Raw genomic sequence first — 24,753 nt, 5'->3', positions numbered from 1 at the left:
TCCTGTCAGGCGAATCCGCGTTCATTCGACCGATGCGGCCACCGGCGAGTTCTCCGGCATCAGCTCGGCCAGGGCGGCCTGGCGCTCGACCGGCGGACGCGCCGCCAGCGCCGCCACCCGCCCGTGGAAATCCGTCCAGCCGGCGCTACGCCGATACAGCTCGGCGAAGGCCGGCACCCAACGGTCGTAGAGGCCGAAAGGCAGCAGCTTGGCATTGTTCAGCGGGCTTTCGATCCAGCCGTCGTAGCGGCCCACGCCTTGCCACTGGCTGTCACGCAGCTGCCGGTAGTCGCGGCGCAGGCGCTCGAACTCGGCCTGCTTGGCCCTGTGCTTCTGCGCCTCGGGCAGGTCGCTGGCGTAGAGCCGCTCCAGGCGCTCGCGGCAGGCCAGCACCAGCGCGGTGAACTGCTCGCGCTGGCGCACCCCGTCCTCGCCGCCGGCCGGCAGGCCCTGGCTGGCACGCCACTGGCGCAGGCCCTCGCGCTCGACGAAGCTGGCGAAGGACTCGTTGAAAGCGCTGTCGTCGGCGACGTACAGCTTCTGGTGCGCCAGCTCGTGGAAGATCACCGCCGCCAGCCGGTCATCGTCCCAGCGCGCCATGCTGCTGAGGATCGGGTCGTCGAACCAGCCCAGGGTGGAATAGGCCTCGACGCCGCCGATCCAGGTATCCAGCCCCTGCTCACGCATCAGCGCCGCGGCGCCGCGTGCTCGGCCGGGCTGGTAGTAGCCGCGGTAGGCGACGCAACCGGCGATGGGGAAGCAATGAGTGATGGGCGCCAGGGACAGCGCCGGCGTGGCGAAGACGTTCCACACCACGAAGGGCCTGTGGATATCGGCATAGACGCGGTAGCTGCCGTTGTCCGGCAAGGCCAGTTCGGCGCTGGCGAAATCCCGCGCACGTTGCGACAGCGCCAGGCGCTGGCGCAACGCGGCATCACGGGCGGGGTCGGCGAGCACCTGCGCCACCGGCTCGCGGGCGCGCAGCAGCTGGAACTGTCCGCTGGCCAGTTGGCCGTAGTAGTCCAGGCTGGAGCAACCGTTCAGCGCCAGGGCGAGCAGCAACGGAACCGCAAGGGCGCGGGCGCGGTCGAGAGAGGCTAGAAGAATGGGGGCCGGCATGGCGTGAAGCTAGCGCATGGCCCCAAAGCACGCCACAAGGAGTTGCCGCATGCGTCGCCTGCTTCCCACTGTCCTGCTGCTCAACCTCGGCGGTTGCTCGCTGATCATGCCCAGCCCCGACCCCGACCAGGCCTGGATCGACCTGGACCCACCGCAAAGGCATGCCTTGCAGGCGACCCGTGTCGACCGCCAGCCGCTGCAGGACGACCGCTACTTCCAGGTCACCCCCGGCAACCACGAGCTGGAAGTGCGCTTCAGTTTCGACGTGGACGGCGACGACATCGGCCCCCAGCGCGAGCCCATGACCCGCACCTGCCTGCTGAAGCTGGACTACCCGGAATTCACCGCCGGCCAACGCTACCAGCTCAAGGCCGGCGGCATCGGCTTCCGCCCCTGGGCGCGGCTCTACAGCGAAGACAACCGCGAAGTGGCGCGGGCACGGGAAAGTCGCTGCGGCGATGTCTGAAAACGGGCGCCAGGTTTATCCTGAACGCCACGCCCTTCCGAGGATTCCGCCATGCGCAAGCTACCCGCCGCGTGCCTGCTGGCCAGCCTGACGGCCTGCGCCGGCCCGCTTCCCCAACCCGACCCCGGCCAGGCCTGGATCGACCTGCGCGGCGAGCCGGGCACCACCTTCATGGCCGACCGCCTGGACGGCGGGCGCACCGCCGACGGCCGCTACTACCAGGTCACTCCCGGCCGCCATGAACTGGAGATGCGCTACCAGTTCGAGGTTGCCAGCGGTAGCGGCCTCAACAGCGACGCGGGTCCCTTCCAGCTCACCTGCCATGTGCGCATCCGCTATGACGGGTTCGCCGCCGGCGAGCGCTACCGCATCGACGCACGCCCCATCGTCATGCGCCCGCAGGTGCTGATGTACGACGCCCGACGCCAGGTGGTGGCGCGTGGCGAGACGCTGGGCTGCGGGCCGATCTGACCTCAGCCGCGCAACCCGGCGAGGATGTCGAAGGCACGCAGGCGGTGCTCGTGCTGGTAGACGTCGCAGGTGAAGATCAACTCGTCCGCGCCGGTCTGTTCCAGCAGCACCTCCAGCTTGCCGCGGATCTTCTCCGGCCCGCCGACCATGGCCATCGCCAGGAAGCTGCCGACCGCCTCCTTCTCGTGGGGCAACCAGCGCCCGGCCATGCTTTCCACCGGCGGGCGCAGCACCAGGCTCTCGCCGCGCATCAGGCTCAGCACCCGCTGGTAGACGGTGGTGGCGAGGAAGTCCGCCTCCTCGTCCGTGGGCGCCGCCACCAGCGGCACGCCGAGCATCACGTAGGGCGCCTCGAGCACCGCCGAGGGACGGAAATGATTACGGTAGACGCGGATCGCCTCGTGCATGTAGCGCGGTGCGAAGTGCGAGGCGAAGGCGTAGGGCAGGCCCTTCTGCCCGGCCAGCTGGGCGCTGAACAGGCTGGAGCCGAGCAGCCAGATCGGCACCCGGGTGTCCATGCCGGGCATGGCGATGACCTTCTGCCCTTCCAGGCGGGGGCCGAGCAGCAGCTCCAGCTCTTCCACGTCCTGGGGGAAATCGTCGGCGCTGCCCGAGCGCTCGCGGCGCAGGGCGCGGGCGGTCAGGTGATCGGCGCCCGGCGCACGGCCAAGGCCCAGCTCGATGCGCCCCGGGTAGAGCGTCGCGAGGGTGCCGAACTGCTCGGCGATAACCAGCGGCGCGTGGTTCGGCAGCATGATCCCGCCCGAACCCAGGCGCAGCGTCGAGGTATTGGCCGCCAGGTAACCCAGCAGCACCGAGGTGGCGGAACTGGCGATGCCTTCCATGTTGTGGTGCTCGGCCACCCAGAAGCGCGAGAAGCCGAGCTGTTCCACATGGCGCGCCAGGGCCAGGGAGTTGTGCAGCGCCTGGGCGGGGCCGCCATCGTCGCGGATGGGCGCCAGGTCGAGGACGGAAAGGGGCAGGGAAGAAAGGGCTGACATAGCGAAGGGACCTTACTGAGGGGAAGACTCGCGCCTTCCACGTGACACAGGGGTCCTACTCTAGGCCGACCCGCAGGCAGCCACCAGAAGGCACTTTTCGGTAACCAGGGCACCTCCGGGTAAGCAAGGCAGGCCGACGAGCGCCCATGAAAAAGCCGGCGCGGACGCCGGCTTGACAGCTCATCGCGCGATCAATTGCGCTGGTAGACGATTTCCTTGCTGCCCGCTTCGCAGCTGCCGACCACCTTCTTGTCGGTCGCGCTGCCCTTGTCGACGATCTCAAGGGTGTAGGAGGTCGCTCCGTTCGCCTTGATCTTCGCGTCGATCTCGGACTTCAGCTCTTCACAGGGCTTGGCGGCGGCGAAGGCCGAGCCGGCAAGGGTGAACAGGCCAATGGCCAACAACAGTTTCTTCATCGGTAACGCTCCCTCGTTGTAGAAAAGAAAAGGCTCGAGCGAGCCGCGGAGACCAGTCGTCTCCAAGGGGATGGCATCTGTGGTCTTGTTCGATCCGACACCACATGGCCAAACCTGTGTGAGCCTAGCCCAGCGGGCAGGCGTTATCTGTAAGACGATCAGCTATCGCTGAGTCGGAAGCCGACCTTCAAGGTGACCTGGTAGTGGCCGACCTTGCCGTTCTCGATGTGCCCCCGGGTCTCCACCACCTCGAACCAGTCGAGATTGCGGATGGACTTGGCCGCCTCGGCCAGGGCGTTGTTGATCGCCTCGTCGATGCTGTTGCGGGAGGAGCCGACGATCTCGATCTTCTTGTAGGTGTGATGATCCGACATGGATGTTCTCCTTGTGCTTCAGAAATGGGCCACTTGCCATCTCAGGCCCGGGATTCCCCGAATAAGTTCAGATTAGCTGCACTCCTCGGCGATACGGCGGTCGGACCTCATACCCCAACCCGAAAAAGGAGGTACGACATGGCTCTCTTCATGTCTCGCAAGAAATCCACCCTGCAGGGCATCGAGCAGGAAATCGAACAACTGCGCAGCGGTATCGAACGCATCAAGAACGTGGTGGAGGCCGAGTCGCAGCACTCGCTCGACGCCATCCAGAGCGGCGCCCTGCATACCCTGAGCCGCTCTCGCGACCTCGCCGGCCAGGCCTGGGAGCGCACCGCCAAGGCCGGTATCGCCACCCGCGACTACAGCCGCGAGCACCCGCTGGCCACCGCCGGAATGGCAGCGGGCGCCGTGGGCGTGGTGGCACTGGCCACCTACATGCTGCGCCAGCGGAGCTGAGCCCGACGCACCTGCGGGGCCATCCGGCCCCATGCAGTACCTCACCGGGCCGGCCCCGCCACGGGGCCGGCCCGGTGCTTGAACGGGGAGGATCACGAGAGCGGCCGCCATCTCTACAAAAGGCGACCAATCCCCATTTCATCCGTCCTCTCCCGTGCCCGCCTCTTCTCCCATGCTGCGCGTAGGGGACCTCAGCCAGGCTGGACAAAAGCCTGGCGCAGCCACTGCGCCAGGCGCTCGGCACGTGGGCCCTGTCGCCCGAGCGGCACCCACAGCGCCAGCCGCGCCGGGGTGTCGACGAACCCCCAGGGCGCCACCAGGCGGCCGGCGGCCAGGTCGTCGGCCACCAGTTGCTGCGGCGCGATGGCCACGCCCAGGCCGGCCACCGCCGCCTCCAGCAGGTAGTACAGGTGCTCGAAGCCCTGGCCCAGCTGCAACCCCCCCTCGTCCAGCCCTTCGGCCCGGGCCCATTGCGGCCAGGCCTGGGGGCGTGACGCCGTGTGCAGCAGCGGGCGTTGCAACAGGCGCTGCGGCGGTGCCTGCTCCAGCTCCGCGAACCCGGCGTAGCGCGGGCTCAACACCGGGCCGATGCGTTCGCCGGCCAGCTCGAACACCTGCATGTCCGCCGGCCAGGGCGGTTCGGCGAAGAGCAGGGTGGCGTCCAGCTGCGGGCTGCGCGGGTCCAGCTCGCCCTGGCTGCTGGACAGCTGCAGGCGCAGCTCCGGCAGCTCGCGGTCGAGGCGGTCCAGGCGCGGGATGAACCAGCGCGCCAACAGGCTGCCGGGGCAACCGAGGACGAAGGGACGGTCCTCTTCCTGGCGCCGCAGGTCGGCGCAGACGCCGCGCAGGCGCTCGAAGGCATCCCCCGCCGCCTCGGCCAGGCGCTGGCCGGCATCCGTGAGTTTTATGCCACGCCCGTCCTTGGCCAGCAGGGCCACGCCCAGCTGATCCTCCAACGCACGCACCTGCCGGCTCACTGCGCCGTGTGTGACATGCAGCTCCTCTGCCGCTCGGCTTACGCTGAGCAGGCGGGCGGCGCTTTCGAAGGCCTTCAGGGCATTCAGGGGAGGGAGGTCTCGGCTCATGGCTATATGTGAGTTTTACTGACAGGTCAGCGCAATCTAATCGCTTTTCCCGGGAGCGGCCAGCGTTAGAATGGCTGCCATCGGATACCACTCCCAGGAGTTCCACCATGACTTCACTGCGCACCGGCCCCGACGCCAAGGGCCTGTTCGGCTCCTTCGGCGGCCAATACGTCGCCGAAACCCTGATGCCGCTGATCCACGACCTGGCCCGCGAGTACGAAGCCGCCAAGGACGACCCGGAATTCCTCAAGGAACTGGCCTACTTCCAGCGCGACTACGTCGGCCGCCCGAGCCCGCTGTACTTCGCCGAGCGCCTCACCGAGCACTGCGGCGGCGCGAAGATCTACCTCAAGCGCGAAGAGCTGAACCACACCGGCGCGCACAAGATCAACAACTGCATCGGCCAGATCCTGCTGGCCAAGCGGATGGGCAAGAAGCGCATCATCGCCGAGACCGGCGCCGGCATGCACGGCGTGGCCACGGCCACCGTGGCCGCGCGCTTCGGCATGGAATGCGTGATCTTCATGGGCACCACGGACATCGATCGCCAGCAGGCCAACGTGTTCCGCATGAAGCTCCTCGGCGCCACCGTGATCCCGGTCACCGCCGGCACCGGCACCCTCAAGGACGCTATGAACGAAGCGCTGCGCGACTGGGTGACCAACGTCCACAACACCTTCTACCTGATCGGCACTGTCGCCGGGCCGCACCCGTACCCGGCCATGGTCCGCGACTTCCAGGCGGTGATCGGCAAGGAAACCCGCGAGCAGCTGGCCGAGAAGGAAGGGCGCCTGCCCGACTCCCTGGTCGCCTGCATCGGCGGCGGCTCCAACGCCATGGGCCTGTTCCACCCCTTCCTCGATGACCAGAGCGTGGCGATCATCGGCGTCGAGGCGGCCGGCCACGGCATCGAGACCGGCAAGCACGCCGCCAGCCTCAACGGCGGCATCCCCGGCGTGCTGCACGGCAACCGCACCTTCCTGCTGCAGGACGAAGACGGCCAGATCATCGACGCCCACTCCATCTCCGCCGGCCTGGACTATCCCGGCATCGGCCCGGAACACGCCTGGCTGCACGACATCGGCCGCGTCGAGTACACCTCCATCACCGACGACGAAGCCCTGGACGCCTTCCACCAGTGCTGCCGCCTCGAAGGCATCATCCCCGCCCTGGAGAGCTCCCACGCCCTTGCCGAAGTGTTCAAGCGCGCGCCGAACCTGCCGAAGGACCACATCATGGTGGTCAACCTCTCCGGCCGTGGCGACAAGGACATGCAGACCGTGATGCACCACATGCAACAGGAGCCCCAGGCATGAGCCGCTTGCAGACCCGCTTTGCCGAACTGAAACAGCAGAACCGCGCCGCCCTGGTGACCTTCGTCACCGCCGGCGACCCGGGCTACGACGCCTCCCTGGCGATCCTCAAGGGCCTGCCGGACGCCGGTGCCGACGTGATCGAGCTGGGCATGCCCTTCACCGACCCGATGGCCGACGGTCCGTCGATCCAGCTGGCCAACATCCGCGCCCTGGCGGCCAAGCAGAACCTGGTGAAAACCCTGCAGCTGGTCCGCGAGTTCCGCGAAGGCAACCAGAACACCCCGCTGGTGCTGATGGGCTACTTCAACCCCATCCACCACTACGGCGTCGAGCGCTTCATCGGGGATGCCCGGGAAGCCGGCGTGGACGGCCTGATCGTCGTCGACCTGCCTCCGGAACATAACGAAGACCTCTGCCTCCCGGCCCAGGCCGCGGGCATCGACTTCATCCGCCTGACCACTCCGACCACCGACGACAAACGCCTGCCCACCGTGCTCGAGGGCAGCTCCGGCTTCGTCTACTACGTCTCCGTGGCCGGCGTCACCGGTGCCGGCTCCGCCACCCTGGAGCACGTGCAGGACGCGGTGGCCCGCCTGCGTCGCCATACCGACCTGCCGGTGGCCATCGGCTTCGGCATCCGCACCGCGGAACACGCCGCCAGCATCGCCCGCCTCGCCGACGGCGTGGTGGTGGGCTCCGCCCTGGTCGACCAGATCGCCAAGGCCGAGACCGCCGAACAGGCCGTCGACGGCGTCCTCACCCTCTGCAGATCCTTGGCCGACGGCGTGCGCGGCGCACGCGCCTGACCACGACACAGCCATGAAAAAGCCGCTGCTCCCATTGGGGGCAGCGGCTTTTTTCATTTGAACGTGGGAAACACGTCCTTAGGGCGTGGTCATGAGTCATCGGCTCTGCCTGTGACGATTTGAATTGAGAGCCCTGCAGGATGAACGCGTGTCGTAGGGTGTGCCGTGCGCACCTCCGCTCGGAGCTTCCGGCGAGTCCGAGGTGCGCGCAGCACACCCTACGGCCGAAGTAAGCGGCGGTGGCATGCTCCGAGGTCTGGTTGCGTTCCCTTCCAGGAGGCCGAAAGCAAAGCCACGTTCTAAGAATGTAGGTTTAGACCTTGCGCCGGCCCAAGCGGCTTATCCACAGGGAGGCGAGGATCACCGCGCCGCCCAGGGCGAGGCGGGGGAGATCGGCGTCGCGGTTCCAGATCAGCAGGTTGACCACCAGGCCGGCGGGGACGTGGAGTTCGTTCATCACCGCCAGGGTGCCGGCGCTCACGGTGGTGCTGCCCTTCACCCACCAGAACATGCCCAGGGCCGTGGCGAACAGGCCCATCCACACCAGCACGCCCCATTGCACCGACGTTTGCGGTAGGCGTTCGGGGTTGCCGAAGAGCAGGAAGGAGGGCAGCGCCAGCAGCAATGCGCCGAGGAAGAAGTGGCCGAAGAAGCGGTGCAGCGGCTGCTCCACCGGGTGACGCACCAGCAGGCGGCGGCACAGCACCTGGCCGGCGGCGAAGGTGGCGTTGGCCACCTGCAGGAGGATGAAGCCGAGCAGGTAGTCACCCTCCAGGCGATCGAAGCGGATGATCACCCCGCCGCCCACCGCCACCAGTGCGGCCAGCAGCGCCCAGGGGCTGAAGCGCCGGGCGAGGGCATCGTCCAGCAGGGTCACGTAGATGGGCGTGACCACGGTGAACAACAGCACCTCCGGCACCGTGAGCACGGCGAAGCTGCGGTACAGGCACAGGTAGGTGATGCCGAACTGCAGCGCCCCGGCCAGCCAGAACCCCGCCAGCAGCCTTGCCGGCAAGCCGCGCCAGCGGGTGAAGGGGAGGAACACCAGGGCGGCGATCAGCACCCGCGCCAGCACGGCGAAATCGCTGTCCACCCGCCCGGCCAGGTACTCGCCTATGAGGCTGAAGGAAAAGGCCCAGAGCAGGGTGACGACGAGCAGGTAGCGCATGGGCGGGGGTCTCCGAAAACAGGCGGCGGATCATAGGCCGCACCTGTTCCGGGGTCGAGTCGTGGGCTACAGCTGGTATTCGATCTCGCCGTCGCGCAGGTCGGAAAGGTCCAGCGGCCGCACCTCGCCCATCCACAACGGGTAGTCGCGGTGGTCACGCAGGTCGCTACCGGTGATGGGATGCACCAGCACGTTGAGGCCCGCGCGGTTGAGGGCGAGCCAGGGGACCAGCTCGCCGAACAGCTCGGGGCGGAAGGCCAGCTGGCAGCTCCAGTCCGGGTGTGGGCCGACCGGCTCGCGGTGCAGGCGGCCCATCTTCAGGGGAAAACGGCGCGCGGCCTCTTCGCAAAGTTGGCGCGCCTGCTCGAAGCTTTCGGCGTCGTAGTAGACATGGGCGTGGAAGCCCTTGATGCGGGGTTGGGATGCGGCCTGCATGTTCGCCTCTCTCGGGTACCGGCAAGCGCGCATGGTACCCGCAAGCCGAGCGGCTCCGCTCGGGGTTCGCCAGGGGCAGGGCTCAGACGGCGATGCCTTCGCGATGGCGGATCCTCTGCACCGGGTCGGCGCCGTCACCCAGCTCCTGCTGCAGCCATTCGACGAAACAGGCCACCACCCGTGCACGGCGCTTGCGCTCGGGCAGCACCACGTAATAGCCGAAGTCGGAGGTGAGGCTGCCCTCGATCACCCGCGCAAGCAGGCCCTGGTCGATCAGTTCGTCGACCAGGTAGCGCCAGCCGATGGCAACGCCCTGGCCGGCGATCGCGGCCTGCACCAGCAGGGTGTAGTTGTCGAAGCGCAGCGACCCGGAGCCCGGTGGCCGGTCGATGCCCAAGCCACGGAACAACGCCTCCCAGTCGAACCAGCGGGTGCGCACCTCGGGCTTGAGGTGCAGCAGCGGCAGCTGGGCGAGCGCGGCGGCGGGCAGGGGGGCTGCCTGGTCCTTGAGCAGGCGCGGGCTGCAGATCGGGAACACCTCCTCGCGGAACAGCAGCAGCGCATCGCCGTGCTTGAAGCGACCGTCGCCGAAGGCGATGCCGACGTCGATCTCCGAGCGCAGCATGTTCATGGTGCGGTCGCTGGTCACCAGGCTGACGTCGATCTCCGGGTGGGCCTCGTGGAAGCGGTGCAGGCGCGGCATCAGCCAGTAGGCAGCGAAGGCGAAGTCGGTGGCCACCTGCAGCACCTCGTGCTGGGTCCGCGCACCGACGGCCTCGAGCCCGAGGTTGATGGCGCGCAGGCCGTCCTGCACATGAACGAAGAGCAGGCGCCCGCTGTCAGTCAGTTCGATGCCGCGGTAGACACGGTCGAACAGCCGCGTGGCCAGCTGCTTCTCCAGGCGCTGGATCTGCTGGCTAACCGCCGGCTGGGTGGTGCCCAGCTCCACCGCCGCAGCGGTGAAGCTCAGGTGCCGCGCGGCCGCCTCGAACACGCGCAGCAGGTCGAGGGAGAGTTCGGGTTGCAGGTCTGCCATAAGATTCACTTATCCGAGGCATGTGCGCACATGCGGTTTACCGGATGACTTCCGGGATTCCATGATCGACGCCAGCACTCTCGCATAAACCGATCGTATGGATGAAGGCCCCATGACCCGCCCCAACATCCTCTTCATCATGGCCGACCAGATGGCCGCGCCGCTGATGCCCTTCCACGGCGGCCTGCCCCTGCACATGCCCAACCTTTCACGCCTGGCCGAAGCGGCCGTGGTGTTCGACTCCGCCTACTGCAACAGCCCGCTGTGCGCGCCCTCGCGCTTCACCCTGGTGAGCGGCCAGTTGCCCTCGAAGATCGGCGCCTATGACAACGCGGCGGACTTCCCCGCCGACGTGCCCACCTACGCCCATCACCTGCGCCGCCTGGGCTACCGCACCGCGCTGTCGGGCAAGATGCACTTCTGCGGCCCGGACCAGTTGCACGGCTACGAGGAGCGCCTGACCAGCGACATCTACCCCGCCGACTACGGCTGGGCGGTGAACTGGGACGAGCCGGACGTGCGCCCGAGCTGGTACCACAACATGTCCTCGGTGCTGCAGGCCGGGCCCTGCGTGCGCACCAACCAGCTGGACTTCGACGAGGAGGTGGTGTTCAAGGCCCGCCAGTACCTCTACGACCACGTGCGCGAACAGGCCGGGCGGCCGTTCTGCCTGACGGTGTCGATGACCCACCCGCACGACCCCTACACCATCCCCCGCGTGTACTGGGACCTGTACCGCGAGGACGACATCCCGCTGCCCTCGGTGCAATTGGCCCAGCACGAGCAGGACCCGCACTCGCAGCGCCTGCTCAAGGTCATCGACCTGTGGGACAAGCCGCTGCCCGAGTCCAAGGTCATCGATGCCCGCCGCGCCTACTTCGGCGCCTGCAGCTACGTCGACGCGCAGGTCGGCGCGCTGCTCGCGACGCTGGAGGACTGCGGCCTGGCCGAGGACACCCTGGTGGTGTTCTCCGGCGATCACGGCGACATGCTTGGCGAGCGCGGCCTCTGGTACAAGATGCACTGGTTCGAGATGGCCGCGCGGGTGCCGATGCTGGTGCATGCGCCACGGCGTTTCGCGCCACGCCGGGTGAAGGCCTCGGTGTCGACCATGGACCTGCTGCCGACCCTGGTGGAGCTGGCCGGCGGCACCCTGGACCCGCAGCTGCCACTGGATGGCCGCTCGCTGTTGCCGCACCTGGCGGGCGAGGGCGGGCACGACGAGGTGTTCGGCGAATACATGGCCGAAGGCACCACCAGCCCGCTGATGATGATCCGTCGCGGCCCCTGGAAATTCATCTACTCGGAGCAGGACCCGCTGCTGCTCTTCAACCTGGAAAGCGACCCCCGCGAGCTGGAGAACCTGGCTGCCTCCGCCAGCCACCGCGAGGTGCTCGCGGCCTTCCTCGCCGAAGCCCGGGCACGCTGGGACATCCCCGCGATCCACGGCGCCACCCTCGCCAGCCAGCGCCGCCGCCGCTTCGTCGCCGGTGCCCTGGAGCAGGGCCGGCTCACCAGCTGGGACCACCAGCCCTGGGTGGACGCCAGCCAGCAGTACATGCGCAACCACATCGACCTCGACGATCTGGAGCGCCGCGCACGTTATCCACAGCCATGACCAGAGGGGACGAACCCACGGCCGGCCACACCTCCACCCACAAGGAAAAGGCATGAAGACCACCACCACGCTGTTCGCCGCCACGCTGCTCTGCAGCGCAATGATCGCCACCGCCCACGCCGAGGACGCCCGCTGCGCGACCGTGAAGCTGGGCGACCCGGGCTGGAGCGACATCGCCGTCACCAACGGCGTCGCCCGCCTGCTCCTCGACGGCCTGGGCTATAAGGCCGAGACCCAGACCCTGGCGGTGCCGATCATCTTCGCCGGCCTGCAGAAGGGCCAGGTGGACGTCTTCCTCGGCAACTGGATGCCGGCCCAGCAGAGCAACTACGACAAGTTCGTCGCCTCCGGCGAGGTGGACAAGGTGGCGCAGAACCTCGGCGGCACCGAGTACACCCTGGCCGTGCCGAGCTACGCCTATGACGCGGGGGTGAAGACCTTCGCCGACCTGGACACGCACGCCGACAAGTTCAAGCACACCCTCTACGGCATCGCCGCCGGCTCCCCGGCCAACATCTCCATCCAGGACATGATCAAGGGCGACGAATTCGGCCTCGGCGACTGGAAGCTTGTGGAATCCAGCGAACAGGCGATGCTGGTGCAGGTGGGCCGTGCGGTGAAGCGCAAGGACTTCGTGGTGTTCCTCGGCTGGACGCCGCACCCGATGAACGTGCAGTACGACATGAAGTACCTCAAGGGCGGCGAGAAGTACTTCGGTGAAAGCGGCACGGTGAACACCCTGGCGCGCAAGGGCTACGCCCAGCAGTGTCCCAACGTCGGCAAGCTGCTGGCCAACCTGGCGTTCACCCAGGAGATGGAGAACGCGGTGATGAACGAAGTGCTGAGCAAGAACGCCGGCAACGACGAGGCGGTGAAGGCCTGGCTCAAGGCCAACCCGCAGGTGGTCGAGGGCTGGCTGCAGGGCGTGACCACCCGCGAGGGCGGCGACGCACTGGCGGCGGTGAAGGCGAAACTGTGATTCATGGGGCCGATGGAATGGCCCCTTCCACACGAGGTGGCGTATGGTCGCCGCCCGTCGCGAGTGAAAATCCAGGTTCTTGGAACGCGGACGTGCGCTGGCCCCTGGGGAAGGAGGCGCAAGCAGACTTCAACGTACGGACGTAGGGTGTGCTGCGCGCACCTGGGACCCGCCGGAGGCACCGTGCGGCGGTGCGCACGGCACACCCCTACGGCACCGATTCATCCTGCTGGGTTCTTACGTCACAGGCAGAGCCGATGACTCATGAGCGCTGCCCATCGCGAAGGAATTCGCTCCCACACTGCCGACGAGACCGTGCCCCGTCCCACGATGAAGATCACCACCCTCTTCCCCTTCCTCGACTGGCTGCCCCGGACCACCGGGCGCAGCCTGGGGCGTGACGCACTGGTCGGCCTGACCGGCGCCATCCTGGCCCTGCCGCAATCCATCGCCTATGCGCTGATCGCCGGCCTGCCAGCGGAATACGGCCTCTACGCCGCCGTGGTGCCGGTGATCATCGCCTGCCTCTGGGGCTCGTCCTGGCACCTGATCGGCGGCCCGACGGCGGCGATCTCGGTGGTGCTGTTCGCCAGCGTCAGCCCCCTGGCCCTGCCCGGCAGCGGCGACTATATCGCCCTGGTGCTGCTGCTGACCTTCCTCGCCGGGCTGTTCCAGTGGCTGCTCGGCGCATTGCGCTTCGGCGCACTGGCCAACTTCGTCTCGCAGTCGGTCGTGATCGGCTTCACCGGCGGCGCGGCGCTGGTCATCGCCCTGGGGCAGATTCCCAACCTGCTCGGCCTGCCGAGCCTGGAGGGCCGCGCCACGGCGCTGCAAGGTGCACTGGAGCTGGCGCGGCACGTGCGCGAGGTGCATGGGCCATCCGTGCTGGTGGCCATGGCCACCCTGGTGGTGACACTGCTGCTGCGGCGCTTCGCCCCGCGCCTGCCGGCGCTGCTGCTGGGCCTGGTGGCGGGCAGCCTGCTGGTGCTGGCACTGCCCGGCAGCATGGCCGGCGTGCCGCTGGTGCCGCCTTTCGAGGGCCGCCTGCCGCCGTTCACGGCCTTGCGTTTCGACCTCGACGACATCCTCCGCCTGCTGCCTTCGGCGGTGGCCTGTGGGCTGCTCGGCCTGGTCATGAGCCTGTCTATCGCCCGGGCCCTGGCCACCCAGTCGCAGCAGGTGCTGGACGCCAACCGGGAAACCCGTGGCCAGGGCCTGTCCAACCTGGTCGGGGCCTGGTTCTCAGGCTACCTCTCCAGCGGCTCCTTCACCCGCTCGGCGCTGAACCTGCAGGCCGGCGCCGGCTCGCCCCTGGCCGGGGTGTCCTCGGCGCTCTGGGTGGCGCTGTTCGCCCTGGTGGGCGCCGGCCTGATCGCGCATATCCCGCTGCCGGCGATGGCGGCGAGCATCCTGCTGATCTGCTGGAACCTGATCGATGTGCCGGGCATGCGCCAGCTGTGGCGGGTGAGCCGGGCGGAGTTCGTGGTGATGGCGCTGACGGCCCTCGCCACGCTGGTGCTGGAGCTGCAGACGGCGATCTATGCGGGGGTGCTGGCGTCGCTGTTCTTCTACCTCAAGCGCACCTCGCGGCCGCGCGTGCTGCAATCGGGTGATGCCGAGGAGGAGGTGCTGCGCATCGAGGGCTCGATCTTCTTCGGCGCCTGCCCCTACGTGCAGCGGCTGATCCAGCGCAGCCAGGGCAAGCGCCTGGTGCTGGACGCCCACCACATCAACTTCATCGACTTCGCCGGGGTGAGCCTGCTGCACAACGAGGCCCGTCGCCTGCATGGGCAGGGCCGCACCCTGGTGCTGCGCCGCGCCCGGCCGCAGGTGGAACGCGAGCTGCGCAAGCTGGAGGACGAGCAGAGCCGGTTGGTGATCGAGGGCTAGAACGGGCACAGCAGCATGGGTTTCGCTGCGCTCTACCCATCCTGCGTCCGGGACGATCCACTCAGCCCTGGGCGAGCAGCCGGCGCAGCTCGGCGAGGACCGGTGCGGTATCCGGGCGCACACCGCGCCAGAGCAGGAAGGCTTCGGCCGCCTGCTCCACCAGCATGCCCAGGCCATCGAGGGTGCGCGCGGCGCCCTGCTCATGGGCCCAGCGGTTGAAGGCGGTGGTTTGCGCGCCGTACATCATGTCGTAGCAGACCGTGTGGCCGGCCTCGATCAGGCTTGGCGAGATCGGCGGCAGCTCGCCGGCCAGGCTCGCGGAAGTGCCGTTGACGATCAGGTCCACCGGTTCTTCCAGCCAGTCGAAACCACTGGCCAGCACCGGCCCCAGGTCGGCGAACTCACGGGCCAGCTGCTCGGCCTTCTCCACTGTGCGGTTGGCCACCACCACCGCCGCCGGGCGCTGCGCCAGCAGGGGTTCGAGCACGCCGCGCACGGCACCACCGGCGCCGAGCAGGAGGATGCGCTTGCCGGCGAGCTCGAGCCCGGCGTTGCGCACCAGGTCGCCCACGAGGCCGGCGCCGTCGGTGTTGTCGCCCAGCAGGCGGCCGTCATCCAGGCGCTTGAGGGTGTTCACCGCGCCGGCGCGACGGGCGCGCTCGCTGAGGCTGTCGGCCATCTGGAAGGCCTGTTCCTTGAAGGGCACGGTGACGTTGCCGCCCAGGCCCTGCGCGAAGAAGGCGCGGGCGAAACCGGTGAAGTCGTCCAGGGGCGCCAGCAGCGCCTCGTACTCCAGCGCCTGGCCGGTCTGCGCGGCGAACAGGCGGTGGATCAGCGGCGACTTGCTGTGGCCGATGGGGTTGCCGAAGACGGCGTAGCGGTCCATCAGAGCCCCGCCTCCCCGAGCCAGTTGCGGTCCTGGAGGAAATACTCCGTCAGGCGCGCTTCCTCGCTGCCCGGCTCGGGCTTCCAGTCATAACCCCAGCGTACGTGCGGCGGCAGGGACATGAGGATGGATTCGGTGCGCCCGCCCGACTGCAGGCCGAACAGGGTGCCGCGGTCGAACACCAGGTTGAATTCCACGTAGCGGCCACGGCGGAAGGCCTGGAATTCGCGCTGCTGCTCGGTGAAGGGGGTGTTGCGACGCTTGCGCACGATGGGCAGGTAGGCCTGGATGTAGGCATCGCCAATGGCACGCATGAAGGCGAAGCTGGTGTCGAAGTCCCATTGGTTCAGGTCGTCGAAGAACAGGCCGCCGATGCCGCGCGGCTCGTTGCGGTGCTTGAGGTGGAAGTAGCGGTCGCACCATTCCTTGTAGCGCGGGTAGACGTCCGCGCCGAAGGGGGCGCAGGCGTCGCGGGCGACCTGGTGCCAGAGCACGCAGTCTTCCTCATGGGCGTAGTAGGGGGTCAGGTCGAAGCCGCCGCCGAACCACCAGACCGGCTCCTCGCCTTCCTTCTCGGCGATGAAGAAACGCACGTTGGCGTGGGAAGTGGGGATGTGCGGGTTCTCCGGGTGGATCACCAGGGACACGCCGAGGGCCTGGAAGCCACGGCCGGCCAACTCCGGGCGATGGGCGCTGGCCGAAGGCGGCAGGCTGCTGCCGAACACATGGGAGAAGTTGACCCCGCCCTTTTCGATCAGCTTGCCGTTCTCCAGCACGCGGGTGCGGCCGCCACCGCCGGCGGGGCGCTCCCAGGCGTCTTCGACGAAGCCGGCACCGCCGTCCTCGGCCGCCAGTTCGGCACAGATACGGTCTTGCAGATCGAGCAGGTAGGCCTTCACGGCCTCAATGTGTTTACTCACGTCGAATGCACCTTGGATCGGCTTGCGCGCGCCGCAGGACGGGGCTTGCAGGGAAAAAAGAGGGCGCAAGCATACCACCGCGAAGGGCTCGCGGTGGCTTGACGCCGATCAAGCGGAAGGCTTGGATTGAGGCTTTTCCCGGAAGGAGAGTCGACCATGGCCAGGCGTGTGCAGTTTTCCCAGTACGGCGGTCCCGAGGTGCTCGAACTGGTGGAGGCGCCAGTCGCCGAACCCGGCCCTGGCCAGGTGCGGGTGCGCAACCACGCCATCGGCCTCAACTTCATCGAGACCTATTTCCGCAGCGGGCTCTACCCGGCGGCGTCGCTGCCCTCCGGGCTGGGCAACGAGGGCGCGGGCGAGGTGGATGCCGTGGGCGCGGGCGTGGAGCACCTGAAGGTGGGCGACCGGGTCGGCTACGGCACCGGCCCCCTGGGCGCCTACGGCGAGTACCACGTGTTGCCGGCGGCCAACCTGGTGAAGCTGCCCGATGCCATCGGCTACGAGCAGGCCGCCGCGGTGATGCTCAAGGGCCTGACGGTGCAGTACCTGCTGCGCCAGACCCACGCGCTGAAGGCCGGCGAGACGGTGCTGTTCCATGCCGCCGCCGGGGGTGTCGGCTCCATCGCCTGCCAATGGGCCAAGGCCCTCGGCGCGCGCCTGATCGGGGTCGCCGGTTCCCCTGAGAAGGCCGAGCGTGCCAAGGCGCTGGGCGCCTGGGCGTGCATCGACAGCAGCCGCGAGGACGTGGTGCAACGGGTGCTGGAGCTGACCGACGGGCGCAAGTGCCCAGTGGTCTACGACTCGGTGGGCAAGGACACCTGGGAAACCTCGCTGGATTGCGTGGCCCCGCGCGGCCTGCTGGTGAGCTTCGGCAACGCCTCGGGGCCGGTCACCGGGGTCAACCTCGGGGTGCTGGCGCAGAAGGGGTCGATCTACGTGACCCGGCCCACCCTGGGCAGCTACGCCGACACCCCGGAGAACCTGCAGGCCATGGCCGACGAGCTGTTCGGGATGATCGCCAGCGGCGCACTGAAGGTGGAGATCGGCCAGCGTTATGCACTGGCCGACATCGCTCGCGCCCATGCCGACCTGGCCGGCCGGCGCACTCGCGGTTCGAGCGTGCTGCTGCCCTGATCAGGAAGCGCGCACGACCCGCCCGGTGACCAGGTCGCGGATGGTGCTGGGGTTGCGGCGCCCACCGAGGGCGCCGCACAGCACGGCATCCAGCTCGCCGGGGAAGTACTGCTGCACGCGCAGGCGCGATACGGCGGAGGGCCGTCCGGCGGGGTTGGCGGACGTGGAGACCAGCGGGCCGACTTCGGCGCACAGGCGGCGCACCAGGGGGTGGTCGCTGACGCGCAGGGCGACGCTGTCGTGCTTGCCGGTGATCCACTCGGGCAGCATGTCCCGGTGCGGCACCAGCCAGGTGTTGGGACCGGGCCAGGAGGCGGCCAGCGTCTCCTTCCAGGCATCGGGCAGGTCATCGAGGAGGAAATCGAACTGCTCGATGGCGTCGGCCACCAGGATCAGCCCCTTCTCCACCGGGCGCGCCTTGAGCGCCAGCAGGCGATAGACGGCCTCCTCATTCCAGGGGTCGCAGCCGAGCCCCCACACGGCCTCCGTCGGATAGGCGATCACACCGCCGCCCCGTACCACCCGCGCCACTTGCTGAACCTGCCAGTTGCTGACCATTGCCCACTCCCGGAAAAACGATGGCGCGAGTGTACAGGCCTCAACCGCGCCGATGAACCCAGAGCCCGGCGTCACGGGCGATGCAGCCATCGAGCTCGAGGTCGGTGAGCGCGGCCAGTACGCGGGGCAGGTCCCAGCCGCTGGCGGCGGCCAGGGCCTCGCTGCTGTAGGGCGCGGCGCGCAGCAGGTCGAGCAGGGGGTGGTCATGCAGTTGGGCACTCGGCTCGGCGGGATCGGGCGCGAGCGCCTGCCAGCCGCGCAGGGCCTCGAGCACGTGGCCGACGGTTTCCACCAGCGTGGCGCCGTCGCGGATCAGCTGGTGGCAACCACGGGCCCCGGGATGATGGATGGAGCCGGGGATGGCATAGACCTCGCGGCCCTGCTCAGCGGCCAGGCGCGCGGTGATCAGCGAGCCGCTGGCCGGGCTGGCCTCCACCACGAGAACGCCCACGGAGAGCCCGCTGATGATGCGGTTGCGGCGGGGGAAGTTGCTGGCCTGGGGCGCGCAGTCCAGCGGCAGCTCGGAAACCAGCGCGCCGCCGCCGGCGACTATCGCCTCGGCCAGGCCCTTGTGCCGGTTCGGGTAGATGCGCTCCAGGCCCGTGCCGAGCACGGCGACCGTGTGCCCGCCGGCATCCAGCGCGCCCTGGTGGGCGGCGCCATCGATCCCGAGGGCGAGGCCGCTGGTGATGCAGAAGCCTCCGGCCGCGAGGCTGCGGGCGAAGGCATGGGCGTTATCCAGCCCGGCCCGCGAGGCGCGACGGCTGCCGACCATGGCCAGCTGCGGGCGCTCGAGCAGCGTGGGGACCCCACGGACGAACAGGAGCGGCGGCGCGTCGGGCAGCTCGGCGAGCAGGGCGGGGTAGCGGGGGTCGTCCCACATCAGCAGGTGGTTGTCCGTCGCGTCCAGCCAGGCCAGTGACCGGGCGGCGCGGGTGCGCACCTCTTCACTGCGTCGAGGGCCGGCGCAGGCGTCGGGCAGGCGCAACGAACGCCAGGCGGCGGCAGGGGCGCTGAGGGCGGCGGAGGCACTGCCGAAGGCGTCGATCAGGATGCGGAAGCGGCGGGGGCCGAGTTCGGGAAGGCTGTGCAGACGCAGGCGTGCTTCGAGTTCGGCCGGGGAGGGGGGCGGCATGGGATCGTCCTTGACCAGCGCCGCGCAGGGCGGCAGGGCCGCCCTGTATACAACAAGCCCCCGTAGGACGGGGGCTTGGTTTGCTTAGGGATTGTGCACCTTGTCCATCACCGCCAGCTGTCGGCTGGCCGCCAGGACCAGGCCGTAGCTGAGCTTGTCGTAGGTGCGGAACACCATCAGCAGGCCGGCGCGCTCGTCGGGGATCTTCACCGATTCGCCGGTGATGCGGTCGCGCACGGTCTCGCCGGTCTTGTAGACCGCCAGCACGTTGCCTTCGACCAGGCCGTCGCGCTTGCCCTTGTTGATGGTCACCACGTCGAACTGGCCGATCTGGTTCACGCCGCGCGGCACGTCGAGGATCAGGCCCTTTACGTCGGTGGTCGGCGAGCTGGGCATGAAGGTGGAGTTCACCGAGCGCTGTTCGGTGGGGAACAGGCGGTCGCCCAGGCGGACTTCCTGGGTCGAGCGGGTGAGGGTCATGGTCGCCACGTCGCCTTCCTGGGCGACCAGGTCACCGCCACCGATATCGTCGGCGTTGATACCGAGGAATTCCTTGGTATCGGGATCGATGTAGGTCTTGCCCTGGCGGAAGATGCCGTAGGTGGGGTTCTGCTCGTCGAAGCTGCCGCGAGCGTAGACGCGGTCACCCGCGCCGCTCACCACGCGCTCGGCGTTGCCGGCGACGATGTAGGGAGCGCCGTTGAACTGCTCGGGCGTGTCGACGATGCGGTTGCTCAGCAGGAAGCTGTTGATGGCTTCCAGCGGGATGGTCGGAATGGCTTCGGCCATCGGCGTGCTGCGCACTTGGGGCGACAGCTTGATGGTGCCGCGGGAGGCGCCGCGATCCAGCATCAGGCGAGGCTGGCCGTCGACGTAGACGAGGCTCAGGGTGTCGCCCGGGTAGATCAGGTGCGGGTTCTCGATCTGCGGGTTGGCGTGCCAGATTTCCGGCCACTTCCAGGGTTCGCGCAGGAACTTGCCCGAGATATCCCAGAGGGTATCCCCGCGCACTACCGTGTAGTGCTCCGGGTGGCCATCCTTGAGTTCCACCGCAGCCTGTGCCAACCCACTGGCAGCAAGGAGCAGCAGGGCGAGTAGTGATTTCCTCATGCGGTGAATCCCTTTATTATGTGCGTTCACGCGAAACGGCCTGAAAGCCGCCCCAACCGGGCTTTGCAGGCGTTTTTCAATGCTGCTCATCATCTTAGCAGCGGATTTTGACTTTATTCTACAAGTGCATCACAAACGCATATGGCGATCCTGAACATCCTCGAATTTCCCGATCCACGCCTGCGTACCATCGCCAAACCGGTGGACGTGGTGGACGACGCTGTGCGCCAGTTGATCGACGACATGTTCGAAACCATGTACGACGCACCGGGTATCGGCCTCGCCGCCACCCAGGTCAACGTGCACAAGCGCGTGGTGGTGATGGACCTGTCCGAAGACAAGTCGGAGCCCATGGTCTTCATCAACCCCGAGTTCGAATCCCTGACCGACGAGATGGACCAGTACCAGGAAGGCTGTCTCTCGGTGCCGGGCTTCTACGAGAACGTCGACCGCCCGCAGAAGGTCCGCATCAAGGCCCTGGACCGCGACGGCAAGCCTTACGAACTGGTCGCCGAAGGGCTGCTCGCGGTGTGCATCCAGCACGAGTGCGACCACCTCAACGGCAAGCTGTTCGTCGACTACCTGTCGACCCTCAAGCGTGACCGGATCAAGAAGAAGCTGGAAAAGCAGCACCGCCAGCAGGCTTGATCGCCGAACCCCAAAGGCTTGCTCCGGCAAGCCTTTTTCTTTTTCAGAGTGACCAAGTGAGCCCCGCATGACCCAAGCCCTGCGCCTCGTCTTCGCCGGCACCCCGGAATTCGCCGCCGAGCACCTCAAGGCCCTGCTCGATACGCCGCACAGCATCGTCGCCGTCTACACCCAGCCCGATCGCCCGGCGGGTCGCGGCCAGAAGCTGATGCCGAGCCCGGTCAAGCAGCTCGCCCTGCAGCACGGCATTCCCGTCCTGCAGCCGCCGACCCTGCGCGATGCCGACGCCCAGGCCGAGCTCAAGGCCCTCGATGCCGACCTGATGGTGGTGGTCGCCTACGGCCTGATCCTGCCCCAGGTGGTGCTCGACACCCCGCGCCTCGGCTGCATCAACAGCCACGCTTCGCTGCTGCCGCGCTGGCGCGGTGCGGCGCCGATCCAGCGTGCGGTGCAGGCCGGCGATGCCGAGAGCGGCGTGACCGTGATGCAGATGGAAGCGGGCCTGGACACCGGGCCGATGCTGCTCAAGGTCGCCACCCCGATCTCCGCCGAAGACACCGGCGGCACCCTCCATGACCGTCTCGCCAGCCTCGGCCCGCAGGCCGTGGTGCAGGCCATCGCCCAGCTCGCCGCCGGCACCCTGGTGGGCGACGTGCAGGACGACGCCCTGGCCACCTACGCGCACAAGCTGAACAAGGATGAGGCACGCCTCGACTGGAGCCGCCCCGCCGATGAGCTGGAACGCCTGGTTCGCGCCTTCAATCCCTGGCCGATCTGCCACAGCACCCTCGGCGGCGAGCCGCTGAAAGTGCTCGCCGCGCAGCTCGCCGACGGCAGCGGCCAGCCGGGGCAGATTCTCGCCGCCAGCAAGGATGGCCTGACCGTGGCCTGCGGCAGCGGCGCCCTGCGCCTGACCCGCCTGCAATTGCCCGGCGGCAAGCCGCTGAATTTCGCCGATCTGTTCAACAGCCGCCGCGAGCAGTTCGCCGCCGGCCAGGTGCTCGGCGCATGAACCCACGTCTCGCCGCGGCCCGCGCACTGACCGCCGTCCTCTCCGGCAAGGCCTCGCTGGGCGGCAGCCTGCCCGCGCAGCTGGACAAGGTCGACCCGCGCGACCGCGGCCTGGCCCAGGACCTGGCCTTCGGCGCCGCGCGCTGGCAACCACGCCTCGGCGCGCTGGCCGAGCGCCTGCTGCAAAAGCCCTTCAAGACGGCCGACAAGGACGTGGAGGCGCTGCTGCTGGTCGGCCTCTACCAGCTGTTCTACAGCCGCATCCCCGCCCATGCCGCCATCGGCGAGACCGTGGGCGCCGCCGAGAAGCTGAAGAAACCCTGGGCCAAGGGCCTGCTCAACGCCGTGCTGCGCAATGCGCAACGCGATGGCGAGGCGATCTTCGCCGAACTGGAGCGCGACCCGATGGTACGCACCGCCCACCCGCGCTGGCTGCAGAAGGCACTCAAGGCCGCCTGGCCCGAGCACTGGGAAGCCATCTGCGCGGCCAACAACGCCCACCCGCCGCTGATCCTGCGGGTCAACCGCCGCCATGGCGAGCGCGATGCCTACCTCGCCGAACTGCGCACGGCGGGCATCGAAGCCGAGCCCTGCGAATTCAGCCGCGACGGCATCCGTCTGATCGAAGCGCGTGACGTGAAGACCCTGCCCGGCTTCGCCGAAGGCCGCGTCAGCGTGCAGGACGAAGCCGCGCAACTGGCCGCCGACCTGCTCGAACTCGCCCCCGGCCAGCGCGTGCTCGACGCCTGCTGTGCCCCCGGTGGCAAGACCTGCCACCTGCTGGAAGCCGAGCCCGGCCTGGCTGGCGTGGTGGCCGTCGACCTGGAGGAAAGCCGCCTGGCGCGGGTGCGCGAGAACCTCGAGCGCCTCGGCCTGGAGGCCACGCTGATCGCCGCCGATGGCCGCGATACCGGCGCCTGGTGGGACGGCAAGCCGTTCCAGCGCATCCTCCTCGATGCCCCCTGTTCGGCCACCGGCGTGATCCGCCGCCATCCGGACGTCAAGCTGACCCGCCAGGCCGAGGACATACCCGCCCTGGCGCAGCTGCAGGGCGAGCTGCTCGATGCCCTCTGGCCGACCCTGGAGGTCGGCGGCATCCTCGTGTACGCCACCTGTTCCACGTTGCCGATGGAGAACAGCGAGAACATCGCCGCCTTCCTCCAGCGCACCCCTGGCGCGCGCGAACTGGACATCGCCGGCACCTTCGGCCTCAAGCAGCCCCACGGGCGCCAGTTGCTGGCCCGGGAGGACGGCCATGACGGCTTCTACTATGCCAAGCTGATGAAGATCGCCGCGTCTCCCCGCGGCTAACGGAGCGATCAGTGAAGATCATCATTCTCGGGGCCGGCCAGGTCGGCGGCACCCTCGCCGAGCACCTTTCCGGCGAAGCCAACGACATCACGGTGGTGGACACCGACGGCGACCGCCTGCGCGACCTCGGCGACCGCCTCGACATCCGCACCGTTCAGGGGCGGGGCTCCTTCCCCACCGTGCTGCGCCAGGCCGGCGCCGACGACGCCGACATGCTGGTGGCGGTGACCAACAGCGACGAGGTGAACATGGTGGCCTGCCAGGTCGCCTACACCCTGTTCCATACACCGACCAAGATCGCTCGCGTGCGCGAGGCGGCCTACCTCACCCGCGCCGGCCTGTTCGACAACGAGGCCATCCCGGTGGACGTGCTGATCAGCCCCGAGCAGGTGGTCACCAACTACATCAAGCGCCTGATCGAATACCCCGGTGCGCTGCAGGTGATCGACTTCGCCGAGGGCAAGGCCCAACTGGTGGGCGTCAAGGCCTACTACGGCGGCCCGCTGGTGGGGCAGGAGCTGCGCCAGTTGCGCCAGCACATGCCCAACGTCGACACCCGCGTCGCCGCGATCTTCCGTCGCAACCGCCCGATCACGCCCCAGGGCGACACGGTGATCGAGGCCGACGACGAGGTGTTCTTCATCGCCGCCAAGGCGCACATCCGTGCGGTGATGAGCGAGATGCGCCGCCTGGAGGACAGCTACAAGCGCGTGGTCATCGCCGGTGGCGGCCACATCGGCGAGCGCCTGGCGGAGGCCATCGAGAGCCGCTACCAGGTGAAGATCATCGAGATGAACCCGGCCCGCTGCCGCTACCTCTCCGACACCCTCGACAGCACCGTGGTGCTGCAGGGCAGCGCCTCCGACCGCGACCTGCTGGTGGAGGAGAACATCAACGATGCCGACATTTTCCTGGCGCTGACCAACGACGACGAGGCCAACATCATGTCCTCGCTGCTGGCCAAGCGCCTGGGCGCGCGCAAGGTGATGACCATCATCAACAACCCCGCCTACGTCGACCTGGTGCAGGGCGGCGACATCGACATCGCCATCAGCCCGCAGCTGGCCACCATCGGCACCCTGCTGACCCACGTGCGCCGTGGCGACATCGTCAGCGTGCACTCCCTGCGCCGCGGGGCTGCCGAAGCCATCGAGGCCATCGCCCATGGCGACGCCAAGTCGAGCAAGGTGGTGGGCCGCATGATCGAGGACATCGCCTTGCCGCCGGGCACCACCATCGGCGCCATCATCCGCAACGACGAGGTGCTGATCGCCCACGACGATACGGTGATCGAGTCCGGCGACCATGTGATCCTGTTCCTCGTCGACAAGAAGTACATCCGTGACGCCGAGCGTCTGTTCCAGGTGGGCCTCACCTTCTTCTGAGGCCTGCCCGCCGGAT

Annotated in this window: 26 protein-coding genes; 13 read left to right on the top strand and 13 right to left on the bottom strand. The window is 68.4% G+C overall.

From position 1 onward, the window contains the following. Positions 1–21: 21 nt before the first annotated feature. Entirely contained in the window at positions 22–1,119 is a 1,098-nt protein-coding gene (locus HSX14_RS00200; protein WP_173174699.1) for an aminopeptidase, read from the bottom strand. 49 nt (positions 1,120–1,168) lie between these two features. Here HSX14_RS00200 and HSX14_RS00195 point away from each other — a divergent pair, with 49 nt between their 5' ends. Beyond that, positions 1,169–1,585 (top strand): PA0061/PA0062 family lipoprotein, encoded by a 417-nt coding sequence (locus HSX14_RS00195; protein ID WP_173174697.1) that lies wholly within the window; start codon positions 1,169–1,171, stop codon positions 1,583–1,585. A 51-nt stretch (positions 1,586–1,636) separates the two neighbouring features. Beyond that, the gene (locus tag HSX14_RS00190) at positions 1,637–2,056 is read left to right on the top strand and encodes a PA0061/PA0062 family lipoprotein (protein WP_173174695.1); all 420 of its coding nucleotides are present in this window, start codon (positions 1,637–1,639) and stop codon (positions 2,054–2,056) included. Positions 2,057–2,058: 2 nt separating this feature from the next. Here HSX14_RS00190 and HSX14_RS00185 read toward each other — a convergent pair whose 3' ends face one another. The 3 genes from HSX14_RS00185 to HSX14_RS00175 form a co-directional block, all read right to left on the bottom strand. Continuing rightward, the gene (locus tag HSX14_RS00185; RefSeq protein WP_173174693.1) at positions 2,059–3,057 is read right to left on the bottom strand and encodes an LLM class flavin-dependent oxidoreductase; all 999 of its coding nucleotides are present in this window, start codon (positions 3,055–3,057) and stop codon (positions 2,059–2,061) included. A gap of 191 nt (positions 3,058–3,248) precedes the next feature. Continuing rightward, positions 3,249–3,473, bottom strand: coding sequence for a DUF1161 domain-containing protein (locus HSX14_RS00180; RefSeq protein ID WP_173174691.1), 225 nt, complete (start codon positions 3,471–3,473; stop codon positions 3,249–3,251). A gap of 158 nt (positions 3,474–3,631) precedes the next feature. Further along, positions 3,632–3,847: a dodecin gene (locus HSX14_RS00175; RefSeq protein WP_111259270.1), complete on the bottom strand. Its 216-nt coding sequence runs from the start codon at positions 3,845–3,847 to the stop codon at positions 3,632–3,634. Positions 3,848–3,985: 138 nt separating this feature from the next. Here HSX14_RS00175 and HSX14_RS00170 point away from each other — a divergent pair, with 138 nt between their 5' ends. Continuing rightward, positions 3,986–4,306: a DUF883 domain-containing protein gene (locus HSX14_RS00170; protein ID WP_173174689.1), complete on the top strand. Its 321-nt coding sequence runs from the start codon at positions 3,986–3,988 to the stop codon at positions 4,304–4,306. A 191-nt stretch (positions 4,307–4,497) separates the two neighbouring features. Here HSX14_RS00170 and HSX14_RS00165 read toward each other — a convergent pair whose 3' ends face one another. Next, complete coding sequence (locus HSX14_RS00165) at positions 4,498–5,391, bottom strand: LysR family transcriptional regulator (RefSeq protein ID WP_173174687.1); 894 nt, start codon at positions 5,389–5,391, stop codon at positions 4,498–4,500. Between the two features lie 107 nt (positions 5,392–5,498). Between HSX14_RS00165 and trpB the strand changes: the two genes are divergently transcribed. Then, positions 5,499–6,707, top strand: a complete 1,209-nt coding sequence (gene trpB / locus HSX14_RS00160; RefSeq protein ID WP_173174685.1) for a tryptophan synthase subunit beta — start codon at positions 5,499–5,501, stop codon at positions 6,705–6,707. Then, positions 6,704–7,513 carry a tryptophan synthase subunit alpha gene (trpA, locus tag HSX14_RS00155; RefSeq protein ID WP_173174683.1) on the top strand — a complete coding sequence of 270 codons (810 nt, stop codon included), beginning with the start codon at positions 6,704–6,706 and terminating at the stop codon, positions 7,511–7,513. The genes trpB and trpA overlap by 4 nt, the downstream gene beginning before the upstream one ends. A 313-nt stretch (positions 7,514–7,826) precedes the next feature. On the opposite strand, the gene HSX14_RS00150 is transcribed toward trpA, so the two are convergent. The 3 genes from HSX14_RS00150 to HSX14_RS00140 all read right to left on the bottom strand — a co-directional run bounded on the left by HSX14_RS00150 (position 7,827) and on the right by HSX14_RS00140 (position 10,152). Then, a complete protein-coding gene (locus HSX14_RS00150) occupies positions 7,827–8,681 on the bottom strand; it encodes a carboxylate/amino acid/amine transporter (RefSeq protein WP_173174681.1) in 855 nt (284 codons plus the stop codon). 66 nt (positions 8,682–8,747) lie between these two features. Next, on the bottom strand, positions 8,748–9,116 hold the full coding sequence (locus HSX14_RS00145; RefSeq protein WP_173174679.1) for a DOPA 4,5-dioxygenase family protein: 369 nt from the start codon (positions 9,114–9,116) through the stop codon (positions 8,748–8,750). A gap of 82 nt (positions 9,117–9,198) precedes the next feature. Next, positions 9,199–10,152, bottom strand: coding sequence for a choline sulfate utilization transcriptional regulator (locus HSX14_RS00140; RefSeq protein ID WP_173174677.1), 954 nt, complete (start codon positions 10,150–10,152; stop codon positions 9,199–9,201). 112 nt (positions 10,153–10,264) lie between these two features. Between HSX14_RS00140 and betC the strand changes: the two genes are divergently transcribed. The 3 genes from betC (at position 10,265) to HSX14_RS00125 (ending at position 14,639) form a co-directional block, all read left to right on the top strand. Continuing rightward, complete coding sequence (betC, locus tag HSX14_RS00135; protein ID WP_173174675.1) at positions 10,265–11,770, top strand: choline-sulfatase; 1,506 nt, start codon at positions 10,265–10,267, stop codon at positions 11,768–11,770. 100 nt (positions 11,771–11,870) lie between these two features. After that, positions 11,871–12,749, top strand: coding sequence for a choline ABC transporter substrate-binding protein (choX, locus tag HSX14_RS00130; protein ID WP_228723658.1), 879 nt, complete (start codon positions 11,871–11,873; stop codon positions 12,747–12,749). A 330-nt stretch (positions 12,750–13,079) separates the two neighbouring features. Continuing rightward, the gene (locus HSX14_RS00125; protein ID WP_173174877.1) at positions 13,080–14,639 is read left to right on the top strand and encodes a SulP family inorganic anion transporter; all 1,560 of its coding nucleotides are present in this window, start codon (positions 13,080–13,082) and stop codon (positions 14,637–14,639) included. Positions 14,640–14,700: 61 nt separating this feature from the next. On the opposite strand, the gene aroE is transcribed toward HSX14_RS00125, so the two are convergent. After that, positions 14,701–15,525: a shikimate dehydrogenase gene (gene aroE / locus HSX14_RS00120; protein ID WP_173174671.1), complete on the bottom strand. Its 825-nt coding sequence runs from the start codon at positions 15,523–15,525 to the stop codon at positions 14,701–14,703. Further along, on the bottom strand, positions 15,525–16,445 hold the full coding sequence (hemF, locus tag HSX14_RS00115; RefSeq protein ID WP_173174669.1) for an oxygen-dependent coproporphyrinogen oxidase: 921 nt from the start codon (positions 16,443–16,445) through the stop codon (positions 15,525–15,527). Before hemF ends, aroE begins: the two co-directional genes overlap by 1 nt. 156 nt (positions 16,446–16,601) lie before the next feature. On the opposite strand from hemF, the gene HSX14_RS00110 reads away from it, so the two are divergent. Beyond that, a complete protein-coding gene (locus HSX14_RS00110) occupies positions 16,602–17,579 on the top strand; it encodes a quinone oxidoreductase family protein (RefSeq protein WP_173174667.1) in 978 nt (325 codons plus the stop codon). Here HSX14_RS00110 and tsaC read toward each other — a convergent pair whose 3' ends face one another. From tsaC to HSX14_RS00095, 3 genes are all read right to left on the bottom strand, one after another. Further along, positions 17,580–18,137, bottom strand: coding sequence for an L-threonylcarbamoyladenylate synthase type 1 TsaC (tsaC, locus tag HSX14_RS00105; RefSeq protein ID WP_173174665.1), 558 nt, complete (start codon positions 18,135–18,137; stop codon positions 17,580–17,582). Between the two features lie 40 nt (positions 18,138–18,177). Then, the gene (dprA, locus tag HSX14_RS00100; RefSeq protein WP_173174656.1) at positions 18,178–19,272 is read right to left on the bottom strand and encodes a DNA-processing protein DprA; all 1,095 of its coding nucleotides are present in this window, start codon (positions 19,270–19,272) and stop codon (positions 18,178–18,180) included. Positions 19,273–19,356: 84 nt separating this feature from the next. Continuing rightward, positions 19,357–20,382 (bottom strand): LysM peptidoglycan-binding domain-containing protein, encoded by a 1,026-nt coding sequence (locus tag HSX14_RS00095; protein WP_111259252.1) that lies wholly within the window; start codon positions 20,380–20,382, stop codon positions 19,357–19,359. Positions 20,383–20,523: 141 nt separating this feature from the next. Here HSX14_RS00095 and def point away from each other — a divergent pair, with 141 nt between their 5' ends. The 4 genes from def to trkA all read left to right on the top strand — a co-directional run bounded on the left by def (position 20,524) and on the right by trkA (position 24,737). Then, positions 20,524–21,030, top strand: a complete 507-nt coding sequence (def, locus tag HSX14_RS00090; protein ID WP_173174647.1) for a peptide deformylase — start codon at positions 20,524–20,526, stop codon at positions 21,028–21,030. A 67-nt stretch (positions 21,031–21,097) separates the two neighbouring features. Continuing rightward, positions 21,098–22,042, top strand: coding sequence for a methionyl-tRNA formyltransferase (fmt, locus tag HSX14_RS00085; protein ID WP_173174645.1), 945 nt, complete (start codon positions 21,098–21,100; stop codon positions 22,040–22,042). Beyond that, positions 22,039–23,352, top strand: coding sequence for a 16S rRNA (cytosine(967)-C(5))-methyltransferase RsmB (gene rsmB / locus HSX14_RS00080; protein WP_173174643.1), 1,314 nt, complete (start codon positions 22,039–22,041; stop codon positions 23,350–23,352). Before fmt ends, rsmB begins: the two co-directional genes overlap by 4 nt. A gap of 11 nt (positions 23,353–23,363) precedes the next feature. Next, positions 23,364–24,737: a Trk system potassium transporter TrkA gene (trkA, locus tag HSX14_RS00075; RefSeq protein WP_021219935.1), complete on the top strand. Its 1,374-nt coding sequence runs from the start codon at positions 23,364–23,366 to the stop codon at positions 24,735–24,737. The last annotated feature ends 16 nt before the right edge of the window (positions 24,738–24,753 follow it).

Source organism: Pseudomonas tohonis, from assembly GCF_012767755.2.
Classification (GTDB): domain Bacteria; phylum Pseudomonadota; class Gammaproteobacteria; order Pseudomonadales; family Pseudomonadaceae; genus Metapseudomonas; species Metapseudomonas tohonis.
Note: the sequence above shows the minus strand (reverse complement) of the source record. Positions and strands in the feature narration are given on the sequence as shown.